The organism is Pseudarthrobacter sp. NS4, from assembly GCF_024758005.1.
Lineage (GTDB): Bacteria > Actinomycetota > Actinomycetes > Actinomycetales > Micrococcaceae > Arthrobacter.
In genome coordinates, this window is record NZ_CP103288.1 from 4,288,710 (window position 1) to 4,307,040 (window position 18,331).

Annotated in this window: 20 protein-coding genes; 8 read left to right on the plus strand and 12 right to left on the minus strand. The window is 64.9% G+C overall.

Translation table 11 applies throughout. The annotated features are described in order from the left end of the window. Position 1: 1 nt before the first annotated feature. Positions 2-985 carry an ABC transporter permease gene (locus NXY83_RS20115; RefSeq protein WP_258803953.1) on the minus strand — a complete coding sequence of 328 codons (984 nt, stop codon included), beginning with the start codon at positions 983-985 and terminating at the stop codon, positions 2-4. Between the two features lie 353 nt (positions 986-1,338). Next, positions 1,339-1,947, minus strand: coding sequence for a TetR/AcrR family transcriptional regulator (locus NXY83_RS20120; RefSeq protein WP_258803954.1), 609 nt, complete (start codon positions 1,945-1,947; stop codon positions 1,339-1,341). A 124-nt stretch (positions 1,948-2,071) separates the two neighbouring features. On the opposite strand from NXY83_RS20120, the gene NXY83_RS20125 reads away from it, so the two are divergent. The 5 genes from NXY83_RS20125 to NXY83_RS20145 all read left to right on the plus strand — a co-directional run bounded on the left by NXY83_RS20125 (position 2,072) and on the right by NXY83_RS20145 (position 5,959). Next, entirely contained in the window at positions 2,072-2,629 is a 558-nt protein-coding gene (locus NXY83_RS20125) for an NAD(P)H-dependent oxidoreductase (RefSeq protein ID WP_258803955.1), read from the plus strand. Positions 2,630-2,837: 208 nt separating this feature from the next. Next, a complete protein-coding gene (locus NXY83_RS20130; protein ID WP_258803956.1) occupies positions 2,838-3,629 on the plus strand; it encodes a GerMN domain-containing protein in 792 nt (263 codons plus the stop codon). A gap of 70 nt (positions 3,630-3,699) precedes the next feature. Further along, a complete protein-coding gene (locus tag NXY83_RS20135; RefSeq protein WP_258803957.1) occupies positions 3,700-4,989 on the plus strand; it encodes a PLP-dependent aminotransferase family protein in 1,290 nt (429 codons plus the stop codon). Positions 4,990-5,033: 44 nt separating this feature from the next. After that, the gene (locus NXY83_RS20140) at positions 5,034-5,462 is read left to right on the plus strand and encodes a universal stress protein (RefSeq protein ID WP_258803958.1); all 429 of its coding nucleotides are present in this window, start codon (positions 5,034-5,036) and stop codon (positions 5,460-5,462) included. A gap of 155 nt (positions 5,463-5,617) precedes the next feature. Continuing rightward, complete coding sequence (locus NXY83_RS20145) at positions 5,618-5,959, plus strand: hypothetical protein (protein WP_258803959.1); 342 nt, start codon at positions 5,618-5,620, stop codon at positions 5,957-5,959. A gap of 59 nt (positions 5,960-6,018) precedes the next feature. Here the strand turns inward: NXY83_RS20145 and NXY83_RS20150 are convergent, their stop codons facing one another. From NXY83_RS20150 to NXY83_RS20170, 5 genes are all read right to left on the minus strand, one after another. Then, on the minus strand, positions 6,019-6,648 hold the full coding sequence (locus tag NXY83_RS20150) for a phosphatase PAP2 family protein (protein ID WP_258803960.1): 630 nt from the start codon (positions 6,646-6,648) through the stop codon (positions 6,019-6,021). After that, positions 6,641-8,164: a dihydrolipoamide acetyltransferase family protein gene (locus NXY83_RS20155; RefSeq protein WP_258803961.1), complete on the minus strand. Its 1,524-nt coding sequence runs from the start codon at positions 8,162-8,164 to the stop codon at positions 6,641-6,643. Before NXY83_RS20155 ends, NXY83_RS20150 begins: the two co-directional genes overlap by 8 nt. A gap of 7 nt (positions 8,165-8,171) precedes the next feature. Then, positions 8,172-9,152: an alpha-ketoacid dehydrogenase subunit beta gene (locus tag NXY83_RS20160; protein ID WP_258803962.1), complete on the minus strand. Its 981-nt coding sequence runs from the start codon at positions 9,150-9,152 to the stop codon at positions 8,172-8,174. After that, positions 9,152-10,396, minus strand: a complete 1,245-nt coding sequence (gene pdhA, locus NXY83_RS20165) for a pyruvate dehydrogenase (acetyl-transferring) E1 component subunit alpha (protein WP_258803963.1) — start codon at positions 10,394-10,396, stop codon at positions 9,152-9,154. The genes NXY83_RS20160 and pdhA overlap by 1 nt, the downstream gene beginning before the upstream one ends. A gap of 149 nt (positions 10,397-10,545) precedes the next feature. Beyond that, positions 10,546-11,664, minus strand: a complete 1,119-nt coding sequence (locus NXY83_RS20170; protein ID WP_258803964.1) for a histidinol-phosphate transaminase — start codon at positions 11,662-11,664, stop codon at positions 10,546-10,548. 103 nt (positions 11,665-11,767) lie between these two features. Between NXY83_RS20170 and NXY83_RS20175 the strand changes: the two genes are divergently transcribed. Continuing rightward, the gene (locus NXY83_RS20175; protein ID WP_258803965.1) at positions 11,768-12,196 is read left to right on the plus strand and encodes a phage holin family protein; all 429 of its coding nucleotides are present in this window, start codon (positions 11,768-11,770) and stop codon (positions 12,194-12,196) included. A 29-nt stretch (positions 12,197-12,225) separates the two neighbouring features. Here the strand turns inward: NXY83_RS20175 and NXY83_RS20180 are convergent, their stop codons facing one another. Then, entirely contained in the window at positions 12,226-13,596 is a 1,371-nt protein-coding gene (locus NXY83_RS20180; protein WP_258803966.1) for a hypothetical protein, read from the minus strand. Then, entirely contained in the window at positions 13,572-13,874 is a 303-nt protein-coding gene (locus tag NXY83_RS20185; protein WP_258803967.1) for a hypothetical protein, read from the minus strand. Before NXY83_RS20185 ends, NXY83_RS20180 begins: the two co-directional genes overlap by 25 nt. Before the next feature lie 171 nt (positions 13,875-14,045). Between NXY83_RS20185 and purB the strand changes: the two genes are divergently transcribed. Together purB and NXY83_RS20195 are read left to right on the plus strand one after the other, a co-directional pair. Then, a complete protein-coding gene (gene purB / locus NXY83_RS20190) occupies positions 14,046-15,488 on the plus strand; it encodes an adenylosuccinate lyase (protein WP_258803968.1) in 1,443 nt (480 codons plus the stop codon). A 141-nt stretch (positions 15,489-15,629) separates the two neighbouring features. Beyond that, the gene (locus tag NXY83_RS20195; RefSeq protein WP_258803969.1) at positions 15,630-16,304 is read left to right on the plus strand and encodes a histidine phosphatase family protein; all 675 of its coding nucleotides are present in this window, start codon (positions 15,630-15,632) and stop codon (positions 16,302-16,304) included. Here NXY83_RS20195 and NXY83_RS20200 read toward each other — a convergent pair. The 3 genes from NXY83_RS20200 to NXY83_RS20210 all read right to left on the minus strand — a co-directional run bounded on the left by NXY83_RS20200 (position 16,301) and on the right by NXY83_RS20210 (position 18,192). Then, a complete protein-coding gene (locus NXY83_RS20200) occupies positions 16,301-17,257 on the minus strand; it encodes a serine/threonine-protein kinase (protein WP_258803970.1) in 957 nt (318 codons plus the stop codon). The genes NXY83_RS20195 and NXY83_RS20200 overlap by 4 nt on opposite strands. Further along, positions 17,254-17,604 (minus strand): hypothetical protein, encoded by a 351-nt coding sequence (locus NXY83_RS20205; protein WP_258803971.1) that lies wholly within the window; start codon positions 17,602-17,604, stop codon positions 17,254-17,256. The genes NXY83_RS20200 and NXY83_RS20205 overlap by 4 nt, the downstream gene beginning before the upstream one ends. A 75-nt stretch (positions 17,605-17,679) precedes the next feature. Continuing rightward, positions 17,680-18,192, minus strand: a complete 513-nt coding sequence (locus NXY83_RS20210) for a MarR family winged helix-turn-helix transcriptional regulator (RefSeq protein ID WP_258803972.1) — start codon at positions 18,190-18,192, stop codon at positions 17,680-17,682. Between the last annotated feature and the right edge of the window lie 139 nt (positions 18,193-18,331).

An 18,331-nucleotide genomic window follows, 5' to 3' on the forward strand; every position in this document is an offset into this window, starting at 1 on the left:
GCTACTGCACCCTCACTCTCGGATCAACCAGCGTGGTGGCGAAGTCGGCCAGGATGGCACCCAGGGCGAAGATGACGGAACCGTAGGCCAGCGTGGCGGTGGCTGCGTTGACATCCTGGAGGGAAATCGCGTCAATACTCCAGGACCCCACCCCCGGCCAGGCGAAGATCTTTTCCGCGAAGAAGCCACCGGCAAAGATGGCCGGAATGGTGAAGGCGATGCTTTGGGCCACGGGGATAAATGAAACCCTGAGCGCGTGCCGGGTGATGGCCTGGTTGCGGCTGAGTCCCTTGGCGCGCGCCGTCCGGACAAAATCCGCATTCACGTTATCCAGGAGATACTGGCGCTGGGCTATCTGGTAGGTTCCCCAGCCGACGAGCGTGATGGCGACGGTGGGAACCGCATAATGCGCCAGCATGTCAACAAATTGCGCCCAGCCAGGTTCTATGCCCGGCGTGGAAATGCCGGTAACGAAAAAGATGCGTTCGCCCACGGTTTCGTTGATGTTGATGGCACCGAGCTGCACCAGGAAGTAGGCAATGGGCGCGGGCACGATGTACGCGAGGTAGCTGTAGGAGGTGATCACCCGGTCTTGGAACTTGTACTGCCTGGCCGCGGAATAGACGCCCAGGGCCACGCCGATGACAAGGGTCAGGATGATGGACGCCAGGAACAACCGGGTGGAGATCCAGACGCGGTCACCGAATTCGGCATTGATGTACGCCCCGTTGGGGCTCCTGCCCCAGTCCCACCGGGTCACGATGGCCGTAAGCCATTCGACGTACCGCTCCCAGGGGCTGAGCTCCGGGTCCAGGCCCTTCAGGCGCATTGAATTTGCCACCTGTTCAGGAGTGGGGCGGGGTATGCGCTCCTGTTCCAGCAGGGCTGGCTTGAGGGAAGTCACAGCCAGGAAATATCCGGCCGAAGTGGTCAGGAAGATCATGACCACGTACGTGAGGCCGCGCCGGGCGAGGTACCTGAGCATGGGGCGCTACTTCTGGGCCGCCGCGCGCTGTGCGAAGCGACACTCGTGTATCCGCCGGCATGCCGTAATGCGGGGCAAATCAACAATCACGCGCAGGATCCTTCCGTTTTCCCTGGATTGGCGGGGGTTGTGCCGCCTCACCGGGGTCCTGTGCCAGCGGGTAGCTGGCCTCCCGCAGCCCTGGCAGGGCGGTCCTGGTGGACTATGTCGCGGGTCACATTCCAGAGGAAACTATCACAAGCCGCAAGGCAAAATGTGGGTAACCGCACGGAAAGCTACCCGCCCGTATCAGATTGTTATGAACAATTCTGTGAAGCCGGTGTGACTGGGCGCAGGGTTCAAGAGAGCGTAATCTACGCCGCTTTGACCACCCGTGTGACAAGATCCCGCCATGATGCCGCCAGTCGCTCCGGACTGATGCCATGCCCACGGACGAGGTTCAGGAGCCGCTCCGGATCCAGGGTGGCGCTCAGCGATCCGGCCATGAGCCAGGGATCGGCGTCAAACCCTTCCTCCTGCAGCAGCACTTCGATGTGCCGCTGCCAGAGCGCTGCGGCCGGCACTTCAAACCGGCCACGCGACGCATTCTCCGCAGCGAGCACCAGGTCGCCATACTCCAGGAGGTAGGCGATCCGCTCTGTACCGAAAGCAACCAGCCGTTCAAGTCCGGGAGCGCCGGGCCCCAGGGGAGGGGGTCCAAAAAGGAAGCGGGCCTGGAACGCAGATTCCGAATCATCGAGCAGCGTCAGCATCAGCCCGGCCCGGCTGCCGAAGCGGCGGAACACGGTGCCCTTGCCGACGCCGGCCCGTTCCGCCAGCCGGTCCATAGTGAGGCCGGCGGTTCCGCACTCCTGGATCAGCTCCCGGGCAGCCGCCAGCAGCCGCTCCCGGTTACGTACGGCATCACTGCGCTCAGCGGCCGTCACCGGTGTCATTCCCGGCCGCAGTGGGATGGAACTCACAGCCACATTCTAGCCCCGGGAATATTAACCGGACCATGGTCCGTTTAGTCTGGTGAAGGCATGACAACGCTTCAGCTTTGACCGGCACGGGCCCTCCCGCTGCCCCTACCCCAGAGGAGTTCCCATGACTAAGAGCACCGTACTCACCCTCGTCGGCAGCCTGCGCGCCGAGTCCACCAACCAGAAGCTCGCCGAGGCCATCCAGCTCAACGCTCCCGAGCAGGTGGAAGTGGTCATCCACGAAAGCCTGGGCAACATCCCCTTCTACAACGAGGACATCGACGTCGAAGGCAAGGTTCCCGCCGCTGCTGCCGCACTGCGCGCCGCAGCCAACGAGGCCGACACCGTCCTGCTGGTGACCCCGGAGCACAACGGCACCGTTCCCGCAGCCTTGAAGAACGCCATCGACTGGCTGTCCCGCCCGTTCGGCGCCGGAGCCCTCGCCGGAAAGCCCACAGCGGTCGTCGGCACGGCCTTTGGCCAGTTTGGCGGGGTGTGGGCACAGGATGAGGCGCGCAAGGCCGCCGGTATCGCCGGCGCGCAGGTCCTGGAGGACGTCAAGCTCGCCGTACCCGGTTCCATGGTGCGGTTCGCCGAGATCCACCCGAAGGATGACGCCGAGGTAGTGGAGCAGATCAAGGGCGTTTTCGATGCCCTTGCCGCTGCCGCACCTGCAGCTTAAGGACATAGCGCCGCAGCGCCCGGTTCGCGGCTTTGCGTACCGGGCGCTGCTGGATCAAGGTGCCGCCGTGACCAACTCTTGTCCCAACCGGTACCTGCCGGACATACTCCGCCGGAAGGGCCAGCCGTAACGTTAATTCACGGAACGTAAACGGGATCGTGGTTCAGTGTTGGCAGCAGGATGGAGTGCCGGGAGGCGGGGCGCGGGCATGCAGGCAGCGGCAAAGGCATGCCTGGTCCTTCCACTGCTGCTCGGCGCCTGCGTCAGCCCGCCGTCGCCGGCCCCGGGCACTGAGGCCTTCCTTCCCCCCGGCCCCGGGCCCGGCCGCAGCACGCTCCCCGCGCCACCTCCCGCAGCCCCGGCACCGCAGCCGCAGCCGCAGGACCCACTGCCGGCAGAAACTGCATCAAAACCGGCTGTACCCACCCCTTCCGCTGCCCCCGGCGGGCCTTCCCCGGGCTCGTTCGCCCAGCCAGTAGCGCCGGAAGACGCGACCATCCCTGGAGCCGGCCGGGCACCCGCTACAGAAACTCCTGCGCCAACACCCCAGGCCCCGGCACCGGGTATTGCCGCACCGCGTGCGGTGACGGCGTACTACGTGCTCCTGGACGACGGCGGCAGCAACGGCGTGCGCTTTGGCTGCAACGACAGCCTGGTGGGCATGGAACGACCAGCCTCTGACGGTGAGGATCCGCTCCCTGCCGCGATGAGCGCGCTGCTGGATGGCACAAGCGGAAGCGAAGCGCCGGCGTCCGGCTCCAAGCCCGAACGCGGGATGTACAACGCGCTGGCGGGGTCCGGGCTGAAGTTCCTGTCCGGCACTTTTGATGGAACCACTGTTACGGTCTACCTCGTGGGGACGCTTAGCCCGGGCGGGGTTTGCGACGTTCCCCGCATTGAAGCGCAACTGACGCAGACTGCGGTAGCAGCATTTGACGCCATCAGGGCCGAGGTTTACGTGAACGGACGTCCCCTCGCCGAATCGCTGATGCACAAGTAGATGACCCACCCGTACATCCAGGAACAACAGATGTTGCTTTTGGGGCAACCGTCGGCTGTATCCTGAGGGTGTGAGCCACGAGACACTCGACGCAGCAGAGACGCTGCCAGCTGAAGCCATTGATGCAATTGAACGTGCTGCAACATCAGCCCACCGCCATGAGGAGCTGTTTTCGGAGCGTGCCGCCAACATCCGGCAATCTGCCGTGCGGGATGTTTTCGACATCTCCATGCGCCCGGGGCTGGTATCCCTCGCCGGAGGGAGCCCCTACCTGCAATCCCTCCCGCTGGACCGGCTTGCGGCCACGGCCGCCAAAATCATCGCGGAGGACGGCCTCACGGCCCTGCAGTACGGCACAGGGCAAGGGACGGAGGAGTTGCGCACCCAGATTTGCGAGGTAATGGCGGCCGAAGGAATCCTCGACGCTGTGCCGCAGAACGTAGTAATCACTGCCGGTTCACAGTCGGCCCAGGATGTGGCCACCAAGGTTTTCTGCAACCCGGGCGATGTGGTGCTTGTGGAAGACCCCACGTACGTGGGCGCCCTGAATACGTTCGAGGCCTACCAGGTGCAGGTGGAATCAGTGGCGATGGACGAGTCCGGCCTGATTCCGGACTTGCTGGAAGCCAAGATCGCAGCCCTTCAGGTAGCCGGTAAGAACATCAAGTTCCTCTACACCATCCCCAACTTCAACAACCCATCCGGGATCACCCTTGCGAAGGAACGGCGCCAGCAGGTTGTCGATATATGCCGCAACGCGAATATCCTGATCCTGGAGGACAACCCGTACGGGCTGCTGCGCTTCAGCGGCGAGCCCCTGTCACCCCTGCGGGCAGGGAACCCCGGCGACGTCATCTACATGGGCTCCTTCTCAAAGATTTTCGCGCCGGGCCTGCGCATCGGATGGGCGCTGGTGCCGGAACACCTTCAGCGCCGTTACTACCTTGCGGCCGAATCGGTGACGCTGTGCCCGCCCGCCCTGAACCAGATGCTGGTCTCCGCCTACCTCAGGGACTACGACTGGAATGGCCAGATCGAGACCTACCGCGGCTTGTACGCCGAGCGCTGCAAAGCGATGCTTGCTGCGCTGCAGGAACATATGCCGGCCGGAACCACCTGGACCAGCCCGGAGGGTGGTTTCTTCGTCTGGGTGACTCTGCCGGAAGGCTTGGACACCTATCCGCTGCTGCACAAGGCGATCGAGGCCGGTGTGGTGTTCATCCCCGGCGCCGCCTTCACGCCGTCGGACGAGCCGTCCAACAAGCTGCGCCTCGCCTTCAGTGCTGTTCCCCCTGAAGCGATCACCGAAGGTGTACGCCGACTGGCGCCGGTGCTTCAGGAAGCCATCGCCGCGCTGTAGCGTTGGCCTCACCAGTGCCGCGTAACCAAGCAAAGGAGCAATATATGAGCGGAATCATCGTTGTAGGGGTTGACGGCAGCGGAACCGCGAAGAAGGCAGCCGAGTCCGCCCGTGACCTCGCAGCAGCCCTCGACGCCTCACTCCACGTTGTGTCGGCCTTCGACAGCGACCGGACCGAGGTGTTTGGCAGCGGCAGCGACCAATGGATCGTGTCAGACGCCGACGCTGCCGAACACGTGGCCCGGACCGTCGCGCAATCCCTTGCCGGCGGCGTCAAGGTAACCTACTCCGCTGCCCGCGGCCGGCCGGCAGATGCCCTGATCAAGGAAGCACTCCGCATGGAGGCCCGCATCATCGTGGTGGGAAACCGCAGGATGCAGGGTATTGGCCGCGTCCTGGGCAGTGTGGCCAACAGCGTGGCCCACAACGCACCCTGCGACGTCTACATCGCCAACACCTACGACGCCGACTAGCAGTTATCCAGGACACTCCCCGTGGTGGCACAGGTCGCCCCGGGGGGTGTCCGTTCTCACGGCAAATAGGCCGCTAAGCCCATGGTGCAACGATAAAATTGAATAAACCCTCAACGGTGCGGACACCCAGCAACCACCACTATCGAGGGGCACCATTGATTATTCTCCAGCGCCGGCAGCTCGTGGGCCACGACATACTCCTGGCCCGCCACGGAAACCACATCTGCTCCATGCGGGTTGACCGCAGCAACGGCACCGTGGTGGCACTGCTGGACGACGGAAGCGTGGACAGCGCACCGAACCTCATTGCCCCCGGCCTCCAGCTCCCAGAGACGGTGGGAAGCGTCCTGCGCGAAGACTGGAAACTCCTCACGGCCTGGGCCGGCATGGCGGCCGCCATGGCTGTCCTGATGACCGCTGCGGCAGTAGGCCTCGGCGCCACCACGGATCCGGCCACCCTGGAACTGCTGAGCGCATACTCCTATTCCTCGTTCTAGGGGAACGGCCCTGCCCGCTCCAGCCGCCTAAGTGCCTGGGCGGGCGTAGTTTTGCGCTGCTACGGCACCATCATGGCCTGCAGTAGCCACCAGATTCCGGCCATCACGATTCCACCAAAGAGTGAGCCGGCCACCACCTGAGCCACCGAATGGGCCCTCAGCACCACCCGGGACCAGCCGACGGCCGGGATCAGGAGCAGCAGCGGAGTCCATGCCGCCCCGAGCATCAACACGCCAATGACAGCCGAGCAGGAGATGGCGGCGGCATGCCCGCTGATCTTCCAGAACGGGCTCACGCCCGCCAGCACCACCACTCCGCCCACCACGGCCAGGACCATGGCGACGACGCTTTCTGGTGCGTCCACCGCCTCCAGGACAAGCAGTCCCGCCAGGATCGAGCCCAAGGCCATGAGCAGCACGGGCGCCCGCTGCTTGCGGTCGCTGACGTGATGGTCGGTGACCTTCCCCAGCCGGACCAGCACCAGCAGCAGAAACAGCGGAAGCACGCAAACAAACAGTGCGGCCAGCGCCCCGTATGCCATGGTTCCCGGGAACCCGGGCTGCGGGAGCGGGCTGACCAGCAGCTGGATGCTCACCACCACGGGCGGCTGGAACGTCTCGGTCAGCCACCTGGCTGTCCTGTTCTTCGTGCGGATGGTGCTGCTGTTGGTGCCCGCGTCCTTAGTCAAGGAGGAGCGCAGGCTCTTCCAGGATGGCGGCGACGTCCGCCATAAAGCGGGCGGAGAGGTCACCGTCCACCACGCGGTGGTCAAACGAGCCGCCAAGCGTGGTGATCCAGCGCGGAATCACTTCACCGTCAAGGACCCAGGGTTTTTGCTTGATGGTGCCGAAGGCAACAATGGCGACCTCGCCCGGGTTGATAATGGGCGTGCCCGTATCGATGCCCAGGGCACCGATGTTGGTAATGGTGAGCGTGCCGCCCTGCATTTCTGCGGGCTGGGTCTTGCCGGCCCTGGCGGTGGTGGCAAGGTTGTTCAGCGCCAGCGCCAGTTCCTTCAGGGACAGATCCTGGGCGTTCTTGATGTTCGGCACCATGAGGCCACGGGGTGTCGCGGCCGCGATGCCCAGGTTCATGTAGTGCTTCACGTGGATCTCAGCGGCATCAGTGCCGTCCGCGTTGTCCACCCACGTGGCGTTAACGCTGGGGTTCCGGGCGGCCGCCCAGATCACGGCCTTGGCCAGGATGAGCAGCGGCGAAACCCTGATGCCCTCGAAGTCCCGGGAGGCTTTGAGCCGCTTGACGAATTCCATGGTGCGGCTGGCATCCACGTCCACGAAGATGCTGACGTGCGGCGCCGAGAAGGCCGATTCCACCATCGCCCTGGCAGTGGCCTTGCGGACCCCCTTGACCGGAATCCGTTCAATGCGCTGGTCCTGCGGCTTGCCCGCCTTGCCCCAGAAACCGTCCGCCTTGTCCAGTTCTGCGTCCCGCTGGGCCTGGTAGCTGACCAGGTCCTCGCGGGTGACCTCGCCGCGGGAGCCGGTGGCCACCACATCGGCGAGATCGATGCCAAGGTCCCGGGCGATTTTGCGCACCGGAGGCTTGGCCAGGACACGGTTGACCAGCCCGCTGATGGTGCCGCCCAGGGTGGGACGGTTATCGACAGGGTCGCCGGTGGTTTGGCCTGGAGCTTCCTTGCCGGCGCCTGCTGTTTCCACCTGCGTCCAAGCCGTGACGGCGTCCGGCGTATGGGGCTGGACGGGCTCCACTTCCGGGGCGTTGACCGTCAGCGCGCCGGCGGCCGGTGCAGCCTTGCGCGGACGGCGCTTGACGGCGTCGGCCTTGGGTCCGGAACCCACCAGCGGACCGCCGGCCAGGGCGCTCTCCTGGGTTCCGGCGTCGGCCGTTGCAGCGTCGGCGTCCCCGGCGGGAAGCTTGCCGTAAAGCGGCTGCACCGGAGTCTCCGGGGCACGCACGTCAGCGGGTGTGGGGTCGCCTGCGACGTCATCATTGACGCTGATGATGGCGGTGCCGACGTCGATGGTCACCCCTTCGGGTACCAGCAGTTCGGTGACTGTCCCCGCGAAGGGGGAAGGCAGTTCCACGATGGACTTTGCGGTTTCGATTTCGCACAGGACATCGTTGATCGCGACGGCGTCACCGGGCTTGACCTTCCAGGAGACGATTTCCGCCTCGGTGAGGCCCTCGCCGACGTCCGGCAGGTTGAACTTCTTGAGAGTCATGGTGTCCTCAGTAGGAGAGGGCGCGGTCCAGCGCCTCCAGGATGCGGTCGATGTCCGGAAGGTAGTCTTCCTCCACCTTCGCAACGGGGTAGGGCATGTGGAAGCCGCCCACGCGGATCACGGGGGCCTCGAGCGAGTGGAAGGCCCGCTCGCTGATCCGTGCCGCGATCTCGCCGCCGATCCCGCCAAACGTCGGCGCCTCGTGGGCAACGATCAGCCGTCCGGTTTTCTGCACGGATGCCGTCACAGTGTCGAAGTCCAGGGGCGAGATGGAACGGAGGTCGATGACTTCGACGCTGCGGCCATCTTCCTCCGCCGCGTTGGCGGCCGCGAGGGCCACGGGGACCAGCGGTCCGTAGGCCACGATGGTGGCGTCGGTGCCGGCGCGGAGAACGTGGGCCTTGAATGGATCGCTTGACGGGCCGGGGGTCTCGACATCCACGTCGCCCTTGAGCCAGTAGCGCCGTTTGGGTTCGAAGAAGATCACGGGGTCCTGGCACTCCACGGCCTGTTGGATCATCCAGTAGGCGTCGTGCGGGTTGGACGGGGTGATGATCCGCAGGCCGGCGGTATGGGCGAACAGGGCCTCGGGCGATTCGGAGTGGTGCTCCACTGAACCGATGCCGCCGCCGTACGGGATTCGGATGACTACCGGGACGGTGAGGTTGCCGTTGCTGCGGGCATGCATCTTGGCAAGCTGTGTGGTGATCTGGTTGAAGCCGGGGAAGACGAACCCGTCGAACTGGATCTCGCAGACCGGGCTGTATCCGCGCAGGGCCAGACCGATGGCGGTGCCGATGATGCCGGATTCCGCGAGCGGCGTGTCAACCACGCGGTCAGGGCCAAACTCCCCGATCAGCCCGTCAGTCACCCGGTACACGCCGCCCAGCGGGCCGATGTCTTCGCCCATCAGGAGGGACTTGGGGTTACCGGCCAGGGTGGCGCGGAGGCCTTCATTGATGGCCTTGGCAATGGTCATTGTGGTCATCAGTGGCCTGCCTTTGCTGCTGCCTGACCGGCAGGTTCCGCCGCGGGTTCCTCACCGGCAAACCCTGCGGAGTATTCCTCGAACCATGCCAGCTCCTCCGCCACCAGGGGATGCGCTTCGGCATAGGTGTTGGCGAAAGCGGAGCGGATGTCCGGCGTTTCGAGATCATGGGTGGTGCGCCGGACGTAGGCGGCGAGTTCATCGCCGTCGGCCTTGACCTTGGCGAAGAAGGCGTCGTCGGCGAGGCCTTCGGCGCGCAGGTACTTCTCCAGCCGGAGGAGTGGATCCTTGGCGCGCCAAGCGTCCTCTTCCGAGGACGGGCGGTATTTGGTGGGGTCGTCGGCTGTGGTGTGGGCGCCGACACGGTAGGTGAAGGCCTCGATCAGGACCGGACCCTTGCCCTGGCGTGCGTGCTCGAGCGCCCACTCGGTGACGGCATGCACGGCGATGACGTCGTTGCCGTCCACCCGGATGCCGGGGAAGCCGTAGCCTTTGGCACGGTTGGACAGCGGAACGCGGGTCTGCACGTTGGTGGGGACCGAAATGGCCCAGTGGTTGTTCTGGCAGAAGAACACCACGGGAGCGTTGTAGGAGGAGGCGAAGACCATGGATTCATGGACGTCGCCTTCCGAGCTGGCCCCGTCGCCGAAGTACGCGATCACTGCGGCGTCCCGCTCCCGCCCGCCGGTGCTGGAGGCAGCGGCGAGCTTCTGGTCCCGCTGGATGCCCATCGCATAGCCCACGGCGTGGAGCGTCTGCGCCGCCAGGACCAACGTGTAGAGGTGGAAGTTCGTGTCCTTGGGGTTCCAGCCGCCGTTGGACACGCCGCGGAACTGGCGGAGGAGTTCGGCCAGGTCCACATCGCGCGTCAGCGCCACACCGTGTTCCCGGTAGGTGGGGAAGATGTAGTCCTGCGGCTGGCTGGCCCTGCCCGAGCCGATCTGGGCTGCTTCCTGGCCGGTAAGGGGCACCCAGAGTGCCAGCTGTCCCTGCCGCTGCAGGGCGGTGGCCTCGACGTCGAACCGGCGGATGGCGGCCATGTCTGCGTAAAGTCCGCGCAGCGCCTCCGGCATGAGCCTGTCGGCATACTCGGTGAACACCGGATCTGCGCCCAGCTTTCCGTCGGGTCCCAGCAGTTGCACCATCGGTGCCAGGGGCTCGCCCATAACGGCTTCCGCATCAGCTTCCCGCTGGTCGTCTACCGCTGTTTCGTCGAACTCGGTGGAAGGCAGATGTGTGCCCATACCGTCTCCTCGCTTGCCGCATCCGGATCAATGCAAATGTCGCTGGGATATATGCCTCGTGAGGAATACATTCCCGACGCGGCATATACATTGGCTTACTGATCCTAACTTTATCTTCAGTAGGTATCCGCTGGATTACTTGTTAAGCGCTAGGAACCCCGCGGAGCCTTTGTATAGTCCGCACACACCTGGAGGAATCTCGTGTTGGCCTCCGACTCGCCGATGCTCACCCTGACCCCCTCGCCGGGAAAAGCGCGGACTGAGAGTGCCTGGGCACCCGCCAGCTCTGCAAACCCGGCACTGTCGGCGCCTAGGTCCAGCCATACAAAGTTTCCCTGGGCCTCAGGGACGGCCCAGCCAAGCTCACGCAGACCGGCAGTCACACGGCTCCGCTCGTCCACCAGCGTTTGTACCCTTTCTACAACCTGGGGGAAATTCTGCAGGGAAACAATGGCCGCTTTTTCGGCAATCTGCGACACGGCGAATGGGGTCGCAGCCACCCGGAGGTGTTGTGTCAGCCCGGGATTGGAGAGGCTGTAGCCGACGCGGAGGCCGGCCAGGCCGTGTGCTTTGGAGAAGGTACGGAGCACCACCACGTTGGGGTACTTGCGGTACAGGGCTATCCCGTCCACCGCATCGGCAGTGCGGACGAACTCCTGGTACGCCTCGTCAATGACCACCACTACGTGGGAAGGCACCGAACGGATGAAAGCTTCCGTCTCGGTGGCGGTGAGGGCCGGCCCGGTGGGGTTGTTGGGTGTGCACAGCAGGACCACCTTAGTCCGCGCGGTGACAGCCGCCGCCATGGCATCCAGGTTGTGCCGGCCGTCGCGGGTCACGGGAATCCGCACGCTCTCTGCCCCGGCCAGGCCCACGCTGATGGGATAGGCCTCGAAGGAGCGCCAGGCGTAAATGACTTCGTCGGGCTTGCCGTCCTCATTCTGGCCGGCAAACGTGGCGAGAATCTGGTTGAGGGCGCCCAGGCTGCCTGCGCCGGTGACGATGTCCTCCGCCGGAACGCCGAGGAAGTCCGCAAGCGCTGCCCGCAGTTTGCTGCTGAGCGGGTCCGGGTAGCGGTTGAAGTCAGTCTGGTGTGCGATCGCCTCAAGGACTGCGGGCAGCGGCGGGAGTGGGTTCTCGTTGGAGGACAGCTTGTAGCTGGCCAGTCCGTCGACGGCGGCGGGCGGCTTCCCGGCCGCATAGCGGGGCAGCCGGCCTACCACCGGCCGCGGCGTGATTCCGCCGGCCAGGGTCTCTGAGGAGGTCATGCAAGCTAGCCTACTTCTCCCCGCCGGGGCGGGTGGAAGGCATACAATGCATTGCTTTCCAGGGACCGGGCCCGCATCCAGTCCCTTATGCAAGCATGGGGGCATGGGTTCGTTCATTCTTCGTGTCTTCGTTAACGCCGCTGCGCTCTGGGTTGCGGGCTGGGTCCTGCCGGGACTGGAAATCTCCAGCTCCGCGGCGTCCGAGGCCGTAGCCAGGACTGGAGTCACGGAGGGCACGGACACCATCGGGATCATTGTGGCTTACCTGTTCATCGGTGCCATCTTTGGCATTGTGAACGCGTTCGTCCGGCCGCTGGTCAGATTCCTGGCGCTGCCCATCACCATCCTTACGCTGGGCCTGTTCACCATCGTCATTAACGCCGCGATGCTTTATCTGACGTCCTGGATCAGCAGTTACACGCCGGTGGAGTTCAGCATCGATTCCTTCTTCTGGACGGCCGTGCTTGCGGCAATCATCATTTCCCTGGTCTCGCTGGTGGCAGGAATCCTGCCCGGAGGCCGCAGGCGCTGACCCAGGCTGCGCACAACCAACGCCCGCGGTTACCGCCCGCCAAGTGCCCGTTCCCGGACCCGTGCATCCGGTGATGGAATGGCCGGAGACGGCGCCTTGGGCCGCGACAGGGAGAACCGGGTGGCTGTTGCCGCTCCACCGGCGCCCAGCACGCCCCCGAGTACGCCCGTGGACTGCACCAACGTCGGGTCCCCGCTGGCCGCGACCAGCCGCGCGCCCTCCTGGTACCCGCTGAGGCTATGACCCGGCCCAAGACCAACGTCCTCCCCCGTTTGCACATACAGGTCATCGCTCATGGTGACCGTGACCTGGTTCCTGGCGTCCGGGTTTGGTGAGCCCTCACTTCCGGGAACCCAGTCGGTCCGGTGCTCCAGGTGAAGGGTTGTGACATCGTCCGGGGGTGTTATGAGGGCAACGGGTGAGCCCGCTGTGATGACGTATTTCATGTCGTACTCGGAGCGGAACAACTCGTCGGCCGCCAGGTTCATGGCATGGATTCCGCCCTGGCTGTACCCCACTGCGACGACCGGAGATCCCTTCTCCGCCCCCGCGGACTGGAGCGCCTCCAGCACAGATGCGTTAACCCCGGAGGATTTACTGCCAAGCCCTTCCGCGATGCCGCCGAGGTCGAAGGGATTGGTGCCGGATTCGGCATCCTCCATTTGGGTGCCGGGAATAACCACAACGTAGGCTTTTCGGCCATCGTCAGCCACTTCTATGACTTCGATGTAGCCCCTGCCTCGCGCGTCGATCAGCCGAATCCGCTCGAGCAGGCCTGCCGGTGATGAATCGAGCTCGATGGGGATGCTTTCCTCCTGGCGGACGGTGGGCGGGGTCGGCTTCAGGGCCGGAATCGCGCCTTCGAGCAAGGTCTTGGCCCACGGCATGGTCGAGACGGATTTACCCGCCAGCATTTCGGCTGCTTTCCCGTTGAGGAAACCAGTCCGCCAGAAATCCGCGTGCTTCCCCAATTCCTCTTGCGGGCTCCAAACCCCCAGGCTTCTCCAGGTGCGGGCGAAGGCTTCCGCTTTTTCGTAGTCACGCCTGCAGTCGCGAACAAGGCTGCTGATCCGCTGAAATTCGGTCCTGACGGCTTGAACGCTGTCTTTTGCATCCCACACCGAGAGGAGCGCAGCGGTTCCGGTGGTCCGGGGCTCGTTCTGGTACGGGCAGAGATCCTCCCAGATGCGGTGTACCTCCCCCTCGATGGCACCGAGCCTGGATGCAAGGCCGTCCAGCCTCTCCGCTCCGGATGCAAGCTCCTCAAGTTGGAAGGTGATTCCTCCGATGCCTCCGGAAATGACAAGGCTGCCGTCCCTGGCCGGACCTGGCAGCTGAAAATTTCCTCCGGTGCCGGATGGGGTCAGGTCCGCCATCAGGCCGGCCCGCCGTACGAGCATTCGGACGACAGGATCGCCCTTGCGTGGCAAGCCGCCGCAGCGGCCGCTTCATGCAGCCGGTCAGCTGCACGGCGAATCGCTGCCGCCTGGAGGCTGAGCGAATTCCGGTAAGCCTGCCCGGCGGGCGACTGCCATTCCGCCAGCTGGATGTCCCACAGTGCGGCGAGCACCTCTTCGGTCCGGGTCTCACAAAGGGTCATCCTTGCCGCCAACTGCTGCACTTCGATGCTGCGCTGTGCGGCCACACCCCAGATGCCGCTTCCCGGATCGTTGCCCATGCCCGCTCCCCCGCCCGGGCCTCCCCGGTTGCTGATGTCATGCCCTGCCTGCTGCTGCGTCCACGCTACGAAAGACGGTGTGCAGTCTTAAGCACCGGCGCCTGCTATGTGGACAAGTAACCTGAAAGGCCACGCTTAAGGCACCGTCGGACTTCGTGAAAGAATCAGCACATGCCTGAAACTGCCGCCACAGCTGACACACGTACGCCCTCGGGACGCCTGGCCCTCGCCGCGTCACCGGAAAAAATCGCGCTCGGCCCCCTGGACGGCCGTTACCAGACTGCCGTCGCCCCGCTCATCGACTACCTGTCGGAAGCTGCGCTGAACCGGGACCGTGTGGCTGTTGAAGTTGAATGGCTCATCCATCTGGCCAGCAACAATGTCCTCCCGGGCGCCGGTCCGCTCACGCCTGAGCAGCAGGACCAGCTGCGTGCCATCGTCACCGAATTCGATGCCGCTTCCGTGGCCGAACTGGCTGAAATCGAGGCCGTAACCGTCCACGACGTGAAGGCTGTGGAGTATTACATCGGCCGCCGGCTTCCCGCCGTCGGCATTGAAAACCTGACGGCCATGGTCCACTTCGGCTGCACTTCCGAAGACATCAACAACCTCTCCTACGCCCTGGGCATCAAGGGGGCTGTGGAGGACGTGTGGCTGCCGGCAGCACGTGCCCTGGCAGGCCAGATCAGCAGGATGGCGGAGGACAACCGCTCCGTGCCCATGCTGTCCCGGACGCACGGCCAGCCGGCCACCCCCACCACCCTCGGCAAGGAACTGGCGGTCATCGCGCACCGCCTCACCCGCCAGCTGGACCGGATCGCCAGGACGGAATACCTGGGCAAGATCAACGGCGCCACGGGCACGTACGCCGCCCACGTTGCTTCAGTTCCCGGTGCGGACTGGCAGCAGGTTTCCAAGTCCTTCGTGGAAGGGCTGGGGCTGACCTGGAACCCGCTTACCACGCAGATCGAAAGCCACGACTGGCAGGCAGAACTGTATGCCGACGTCGCGCGCTTCAACCGCATCCTCCACAACGTCTGCACGGACATCTGGAGCTACATCTCCATCGGCTACTTCGCGCAGATTCCCGTGGCCGGCGCCACCGGCTCCTCCACCATGCCGCACAAGGTCAACCCCATCCGCTTCGAAAATGCCGAAGCCAACCTGGAAATTTCCAACGGCCTGCTGGACACCCTGGGCGCAACGCTGGTCACCTCCCGCTGGCAGCGGGACCTCACGGACTCCTCCAGCCAGCGCAACATTGGCGTGGCGTTCGGCCACTCGCTGCTCGCCATTTCCAACGTAGCCAAGGGCCTGGAACGCCTTGATGTTGCTGAAGACGTGCTGGCCGGGGACCTCGACACCAACTGGGAAGTGCTGGGCGAGGCAATCCAGATGGTCATGCGGGCCGAGGCGATTGCGGGCGTCGAGGGCATGGAAAACCCCTACGAACGGCTCAAGGACCTCACCCGCGGCCAGCGCGTGGACGCTGCCCGCATGCAGGAGTTCGTGCAGAGCCTTGGCCTTTCGGCCGATGCCGAAGCGCGCCTGCTCGCGCTGACGCCCGGAAAGTACACGGGCATCGCGGACCAGCTGGTGGACCACCTGAAGTAGTCCGGCCGCAGCAGGCAGGAAGGCAGCAGGAAAAGGTACGACGGCGGCGCCGGGCTTTTGAACAGCCCGGCGCCTTTCGTGTTACTGAGGTTAGGGTGGACCGGTCTGCTGTGCCGCGGCCGGAGTGCGAAACTGGAGAGCATGAAGCTGCTGCTCATCCGCCACGGACAGACCCCCGGCAACGTCCTCGGCCAGCTGGATACCGCGCATCCGGGGCCTGGGCTCACGGAACTCGGCGAGCGGCAGGCCGAAACGATGGCCCGGTCGCTGGCCAACGAGCCAATTGGTGCATTGTATGCCTCCACGCTGATCCGCACCCAGATCACGGCAGCGCCGCTTGGGAAGCTGCACAGCCTGGACGTGGAGGTCCTTGATGGCCTTCACGAGATCGAGGCCGGTGCCCTGGAGAAACTGACCGACCACGAATCGCACAAGCGATACATGGGAACGGTGATCGCCTGGGCAGCCGGAGATCTTAACCTCCGAATGCCGGCCGGACCTGACGGCCATGCATTCTTCGATCGATTCGATGCGGCCATAACGCAGGTAGTGGAACGGGCAGCCCAACAGCAGCATGACACGGCAGCGGTGGTAAGCCACGGTGCCGCTATCCGCACCTGGGCGGGGCGCCGCGCAGAGGATGCCGACCATGAATTTGCGGCGCGCCACGTCCTGGCCAACACCGGAATCGTCGCCCTGGAAGGCGATCCTGATGCCGGCTGGAAGCTGATCCACTGGGACGGCAGCCCCCTAGGCGGACTGGCTCTCGCCGATCCCACCGCCGAAGACCCCACCGGCCGGATAACGCGTCCCTAGCAGTATCCCGCCACGCTGGCGTCAGGCACACTGCCGGAATCGGCGGCTGCCGGCCGCTGCCACCCGGCAGAAACGGCCACCTTGACGGCCGGCGCAGGCGGGACAAGGCGTGCGGCAACTGCAGCCGCCTCTTCCGCCGTCGGGCGTTCCGCACTGTCCATTGCCGTCAGGGAACGGAGGAACGGACTCCAGCGGGGCCCAAGGAAATCCGGAATATCGGGGCTGCGAAGGGTCCTGGCCACAAGGGATTCGATGGCGGTCCCCGGAAACGCCTTGGATCCGGTCAGGAGCTCCAGGAGGACCAGTCCCATGGAGTAGACATCCCACGTTGGTTGCGTGGCTCCCCCTGATGCCTGCTCGGGGCTCATGTAGTGCGCTGTTCCGGAGGAGATGCCGGGTTCGGGCGCCGAGTCGGCTTCCGCCGCGATTCCGAAGTCGATGATCCGGACAGGGCTCCTTCGCAGGCCGCTCAACATCAGGTTGCCGGGCTTGATGTCGCGGTGGACCAGGCCCCGGGAGTGCAGATGCGCAAGGGCGCTGAACAGCCCGCTTGCCCAGACCGCTACTTCCGCCGGCCAGCGGCAGTTGCTGCGGACGGCCTCGGAAAGGCTGGTGCCCAGAGCCAGCTCCTGGACCAGGAACGGGCGCCCGCTGTGGGTTCCGCCGGCAGGCATGACGCCCTCGGCGACGAACCTGATGATGGAGGGGTGGTGAAGCGCGGCCAGCACGGCGCCTTCATTGCCGGTCCGCTCCCGCTGCTTGTCCGAGTGCGCAACTGCCATTTTGACTGCCACATCCGGGCCACCGGCGAGATCCGCGGCCCGGAAGACTTCAGCCGCGGACCCGCGTCCCAGGCGTTCCCCAAGTTTGAACCTGCCTGCGACGACGGCGTCCCCGGAGGGCTGCATGGCACGCCACCCCTGTTCCGGGGGTGCCAGGGCGGGCGTGCTCATGCGTGAAGTGGGGCGCCGCTGGCTGTGCCCTGGCCGGCTGCGTCCACGGCGAAGCGGACGGTGCCGGCGGCGGGCAGCCAGGCATCCAGCTGGAATCCGCACCGGCAGCGCCATACCGGCGGCAGTTCGATGGGTACCTCAGCATCCGGTTCGAAGGTGTAGTGGGCCGCAGCCGGCCCAGTTGCAGGAGTTGCAAGTTCCATGGGCGTCCCGCAGTGGACAGCGCTGTCCCGCAGCTCCTTCGCCAGGTCCGGGGCCTGGCCGGACGTTGGAGAGCCTGCGCCGTTTCCCATGTTGAAGCAGGGGTTCTGGGGTGAAACTTCAGTAAAAGTGATCAACGCGCTCACGACTCCATCGAAAAGAGACTTTCAAGGTTGATCGTAAGCAGACATATTACTAGGTGGACTAGCTAGTCCGGCTAGTTACTTCTCCTGCTGCTGGCCCTCCCGGATGCTGAGCGCCTCTGTCATGCGTTGCAGGAAATCAACGACGATGCGCGCCTGGTCGGCAGTCAGCCCTTCAGCGACCGACATCATTCTGCGGTGCATCCCGCCCAGCGTCTCGCGCACCTCCTTGTCCGACTCAGCGGTAGGAACGACGACGACGGACCGGCGGTCCGTGGGGTGCGCCTCGCGGCGGACGTGCCCGCTGGCTACCAGCCTGTCAATCAGCGACGTGGTGGAAGCGCTGGTGATGCCCAAAAACCGGCTGAGGTCTTTGGGGACAACAGTCTTCCCCGAGGCCTGGACGCGCAAGAGATAGCGCAAGGCCAGAATGTCTGTTTCGCCCATGCCCATGGAGTCCCGGGTGGAGCGGCGGACGGCCGTTTCAGCGGCCCGGTAATCCCGCAGTGACTTCAGCACGGCAGCACCATAATCCAACTGCCCGTCCGGACCGTACCAGTACCCGGAGCCTTCATTACCTGTGGAACCCATGCACCTGATCTTAGACCAGCTAATAACTAGTCAACCAAGTAACTTGGCGGGGCCGGTTCCAGGTTATCCAAGCGCTTACCAGAAGGAAACACCGGTGTAACCACCGGCTTCTAGTCTTTTACTGCATAACCCTTCGGCG

Bases quoted from the DNA above. Each gene is read 5' to 3' on its own strand.
- NXY83_RS20200 (WP_258803970.1), bottom strand. From the start codon at position 17,257: ATGAGCACGCCCGCCCTGGCACCCCCGGAACAGGGGTGGCGTGCCATG.
- pdhA (WP_258803963.1), bottom strand. From the start codon at position 10,396: ATGGGCACACATCTGCCTTCCACCGAGTTCGACGAAACAGCGGTAGAC.
- purB (WP_258803968.1), top strand. From the start codon at position 14,046: ATGCCTGAAACTGCCGCCACAGCTGACACACGTACGCCCTCGGGACGC.
- NXY83_RS20170 (WP_258803964.1), bottom strand. From the start codon at position 11,664: ATGACCTCCTCAGAGACCCTGGCCGGCGGAATCACGCCGCGGCCGGTG.
- NXY83_RS20130 (WP_258803956.1), top strand. From the start codon at position 2,838: ATGCAGGCAGCGGCAAAGGCATGCCTGGTCCTTCCACTGCTGCTCGGC.
- NXY83_RS20195 (WP_258803969.1), top strand. From the start codon at position 15,630: ATGAAGCTGCTGCTCATCCGCCACGGACAGACCCCCGGCAACGTCCTC.
- NXY83_RS20175 (WP_258803965.1), top strand. From the start codon at position 11,768: ATGGGTTCGTTCATTCTTCGTGTCTTCGTTAACGCCGCTGCGCTCTGG.
- NXY83_RS20125 (WP_258803955.1), top strand. From the start codon at position 2,072: ATGACTAAGAGCACCGTACTCACCCTCGTCGGCAGCCTGCGCGCCGAG.
- NXY83_RS20160 (WP_258803962.1), bottom strand. From the start codon at position 9,152: ATGACCACAATGACCATTGCCAAGGCCATCAATGAAGGCCTCCGCGCC.
- NXY83_RS20185 (WP_258803967.1), bottom strand. From the start codon at position 13,874: ATGGGCAACGATCCGGGAAGCGGCATCTGGGGTGTGGCCGCACAGCGC.
- NXY83_RS20155 (WP_258803961.1), bottom strand. From the start codon at position 8,164: ATGACTCTCAAGAAGTTCAACCTGCCGGACGTCGGCGAGGGCCTCACC.
- NXY83_RS20140 (WP_258803958.1), top strand. From the start codon at position 5,034: ATGAGCGGAATCATCGTTGTAGGGGTTGACGGCAGCGGAACCGCGAAG.
- NXY83_RS20180 (WP_258803966.1), bottom strand. From the start codon at position 13,596: ATGCTCGTACGGCGGGCCGGCCTGATGGCGGACCTGACCCCATCCGGC.
- NXY83_RS20115 (WP_258803953.1), bottom strand. From the start codon at position 985: ATGCTCAGGTACCTCGCCCGGCGCGGCCTCACGTACGTGGTCATGATC.
- NXY83_RS20210 (WP_258803972.1), bottom strand. From the start codon at position 18,192: ATGGGTTCCACAGGTAATGAAGGCTCCGGGTACTGGTACGGTCCGGAC.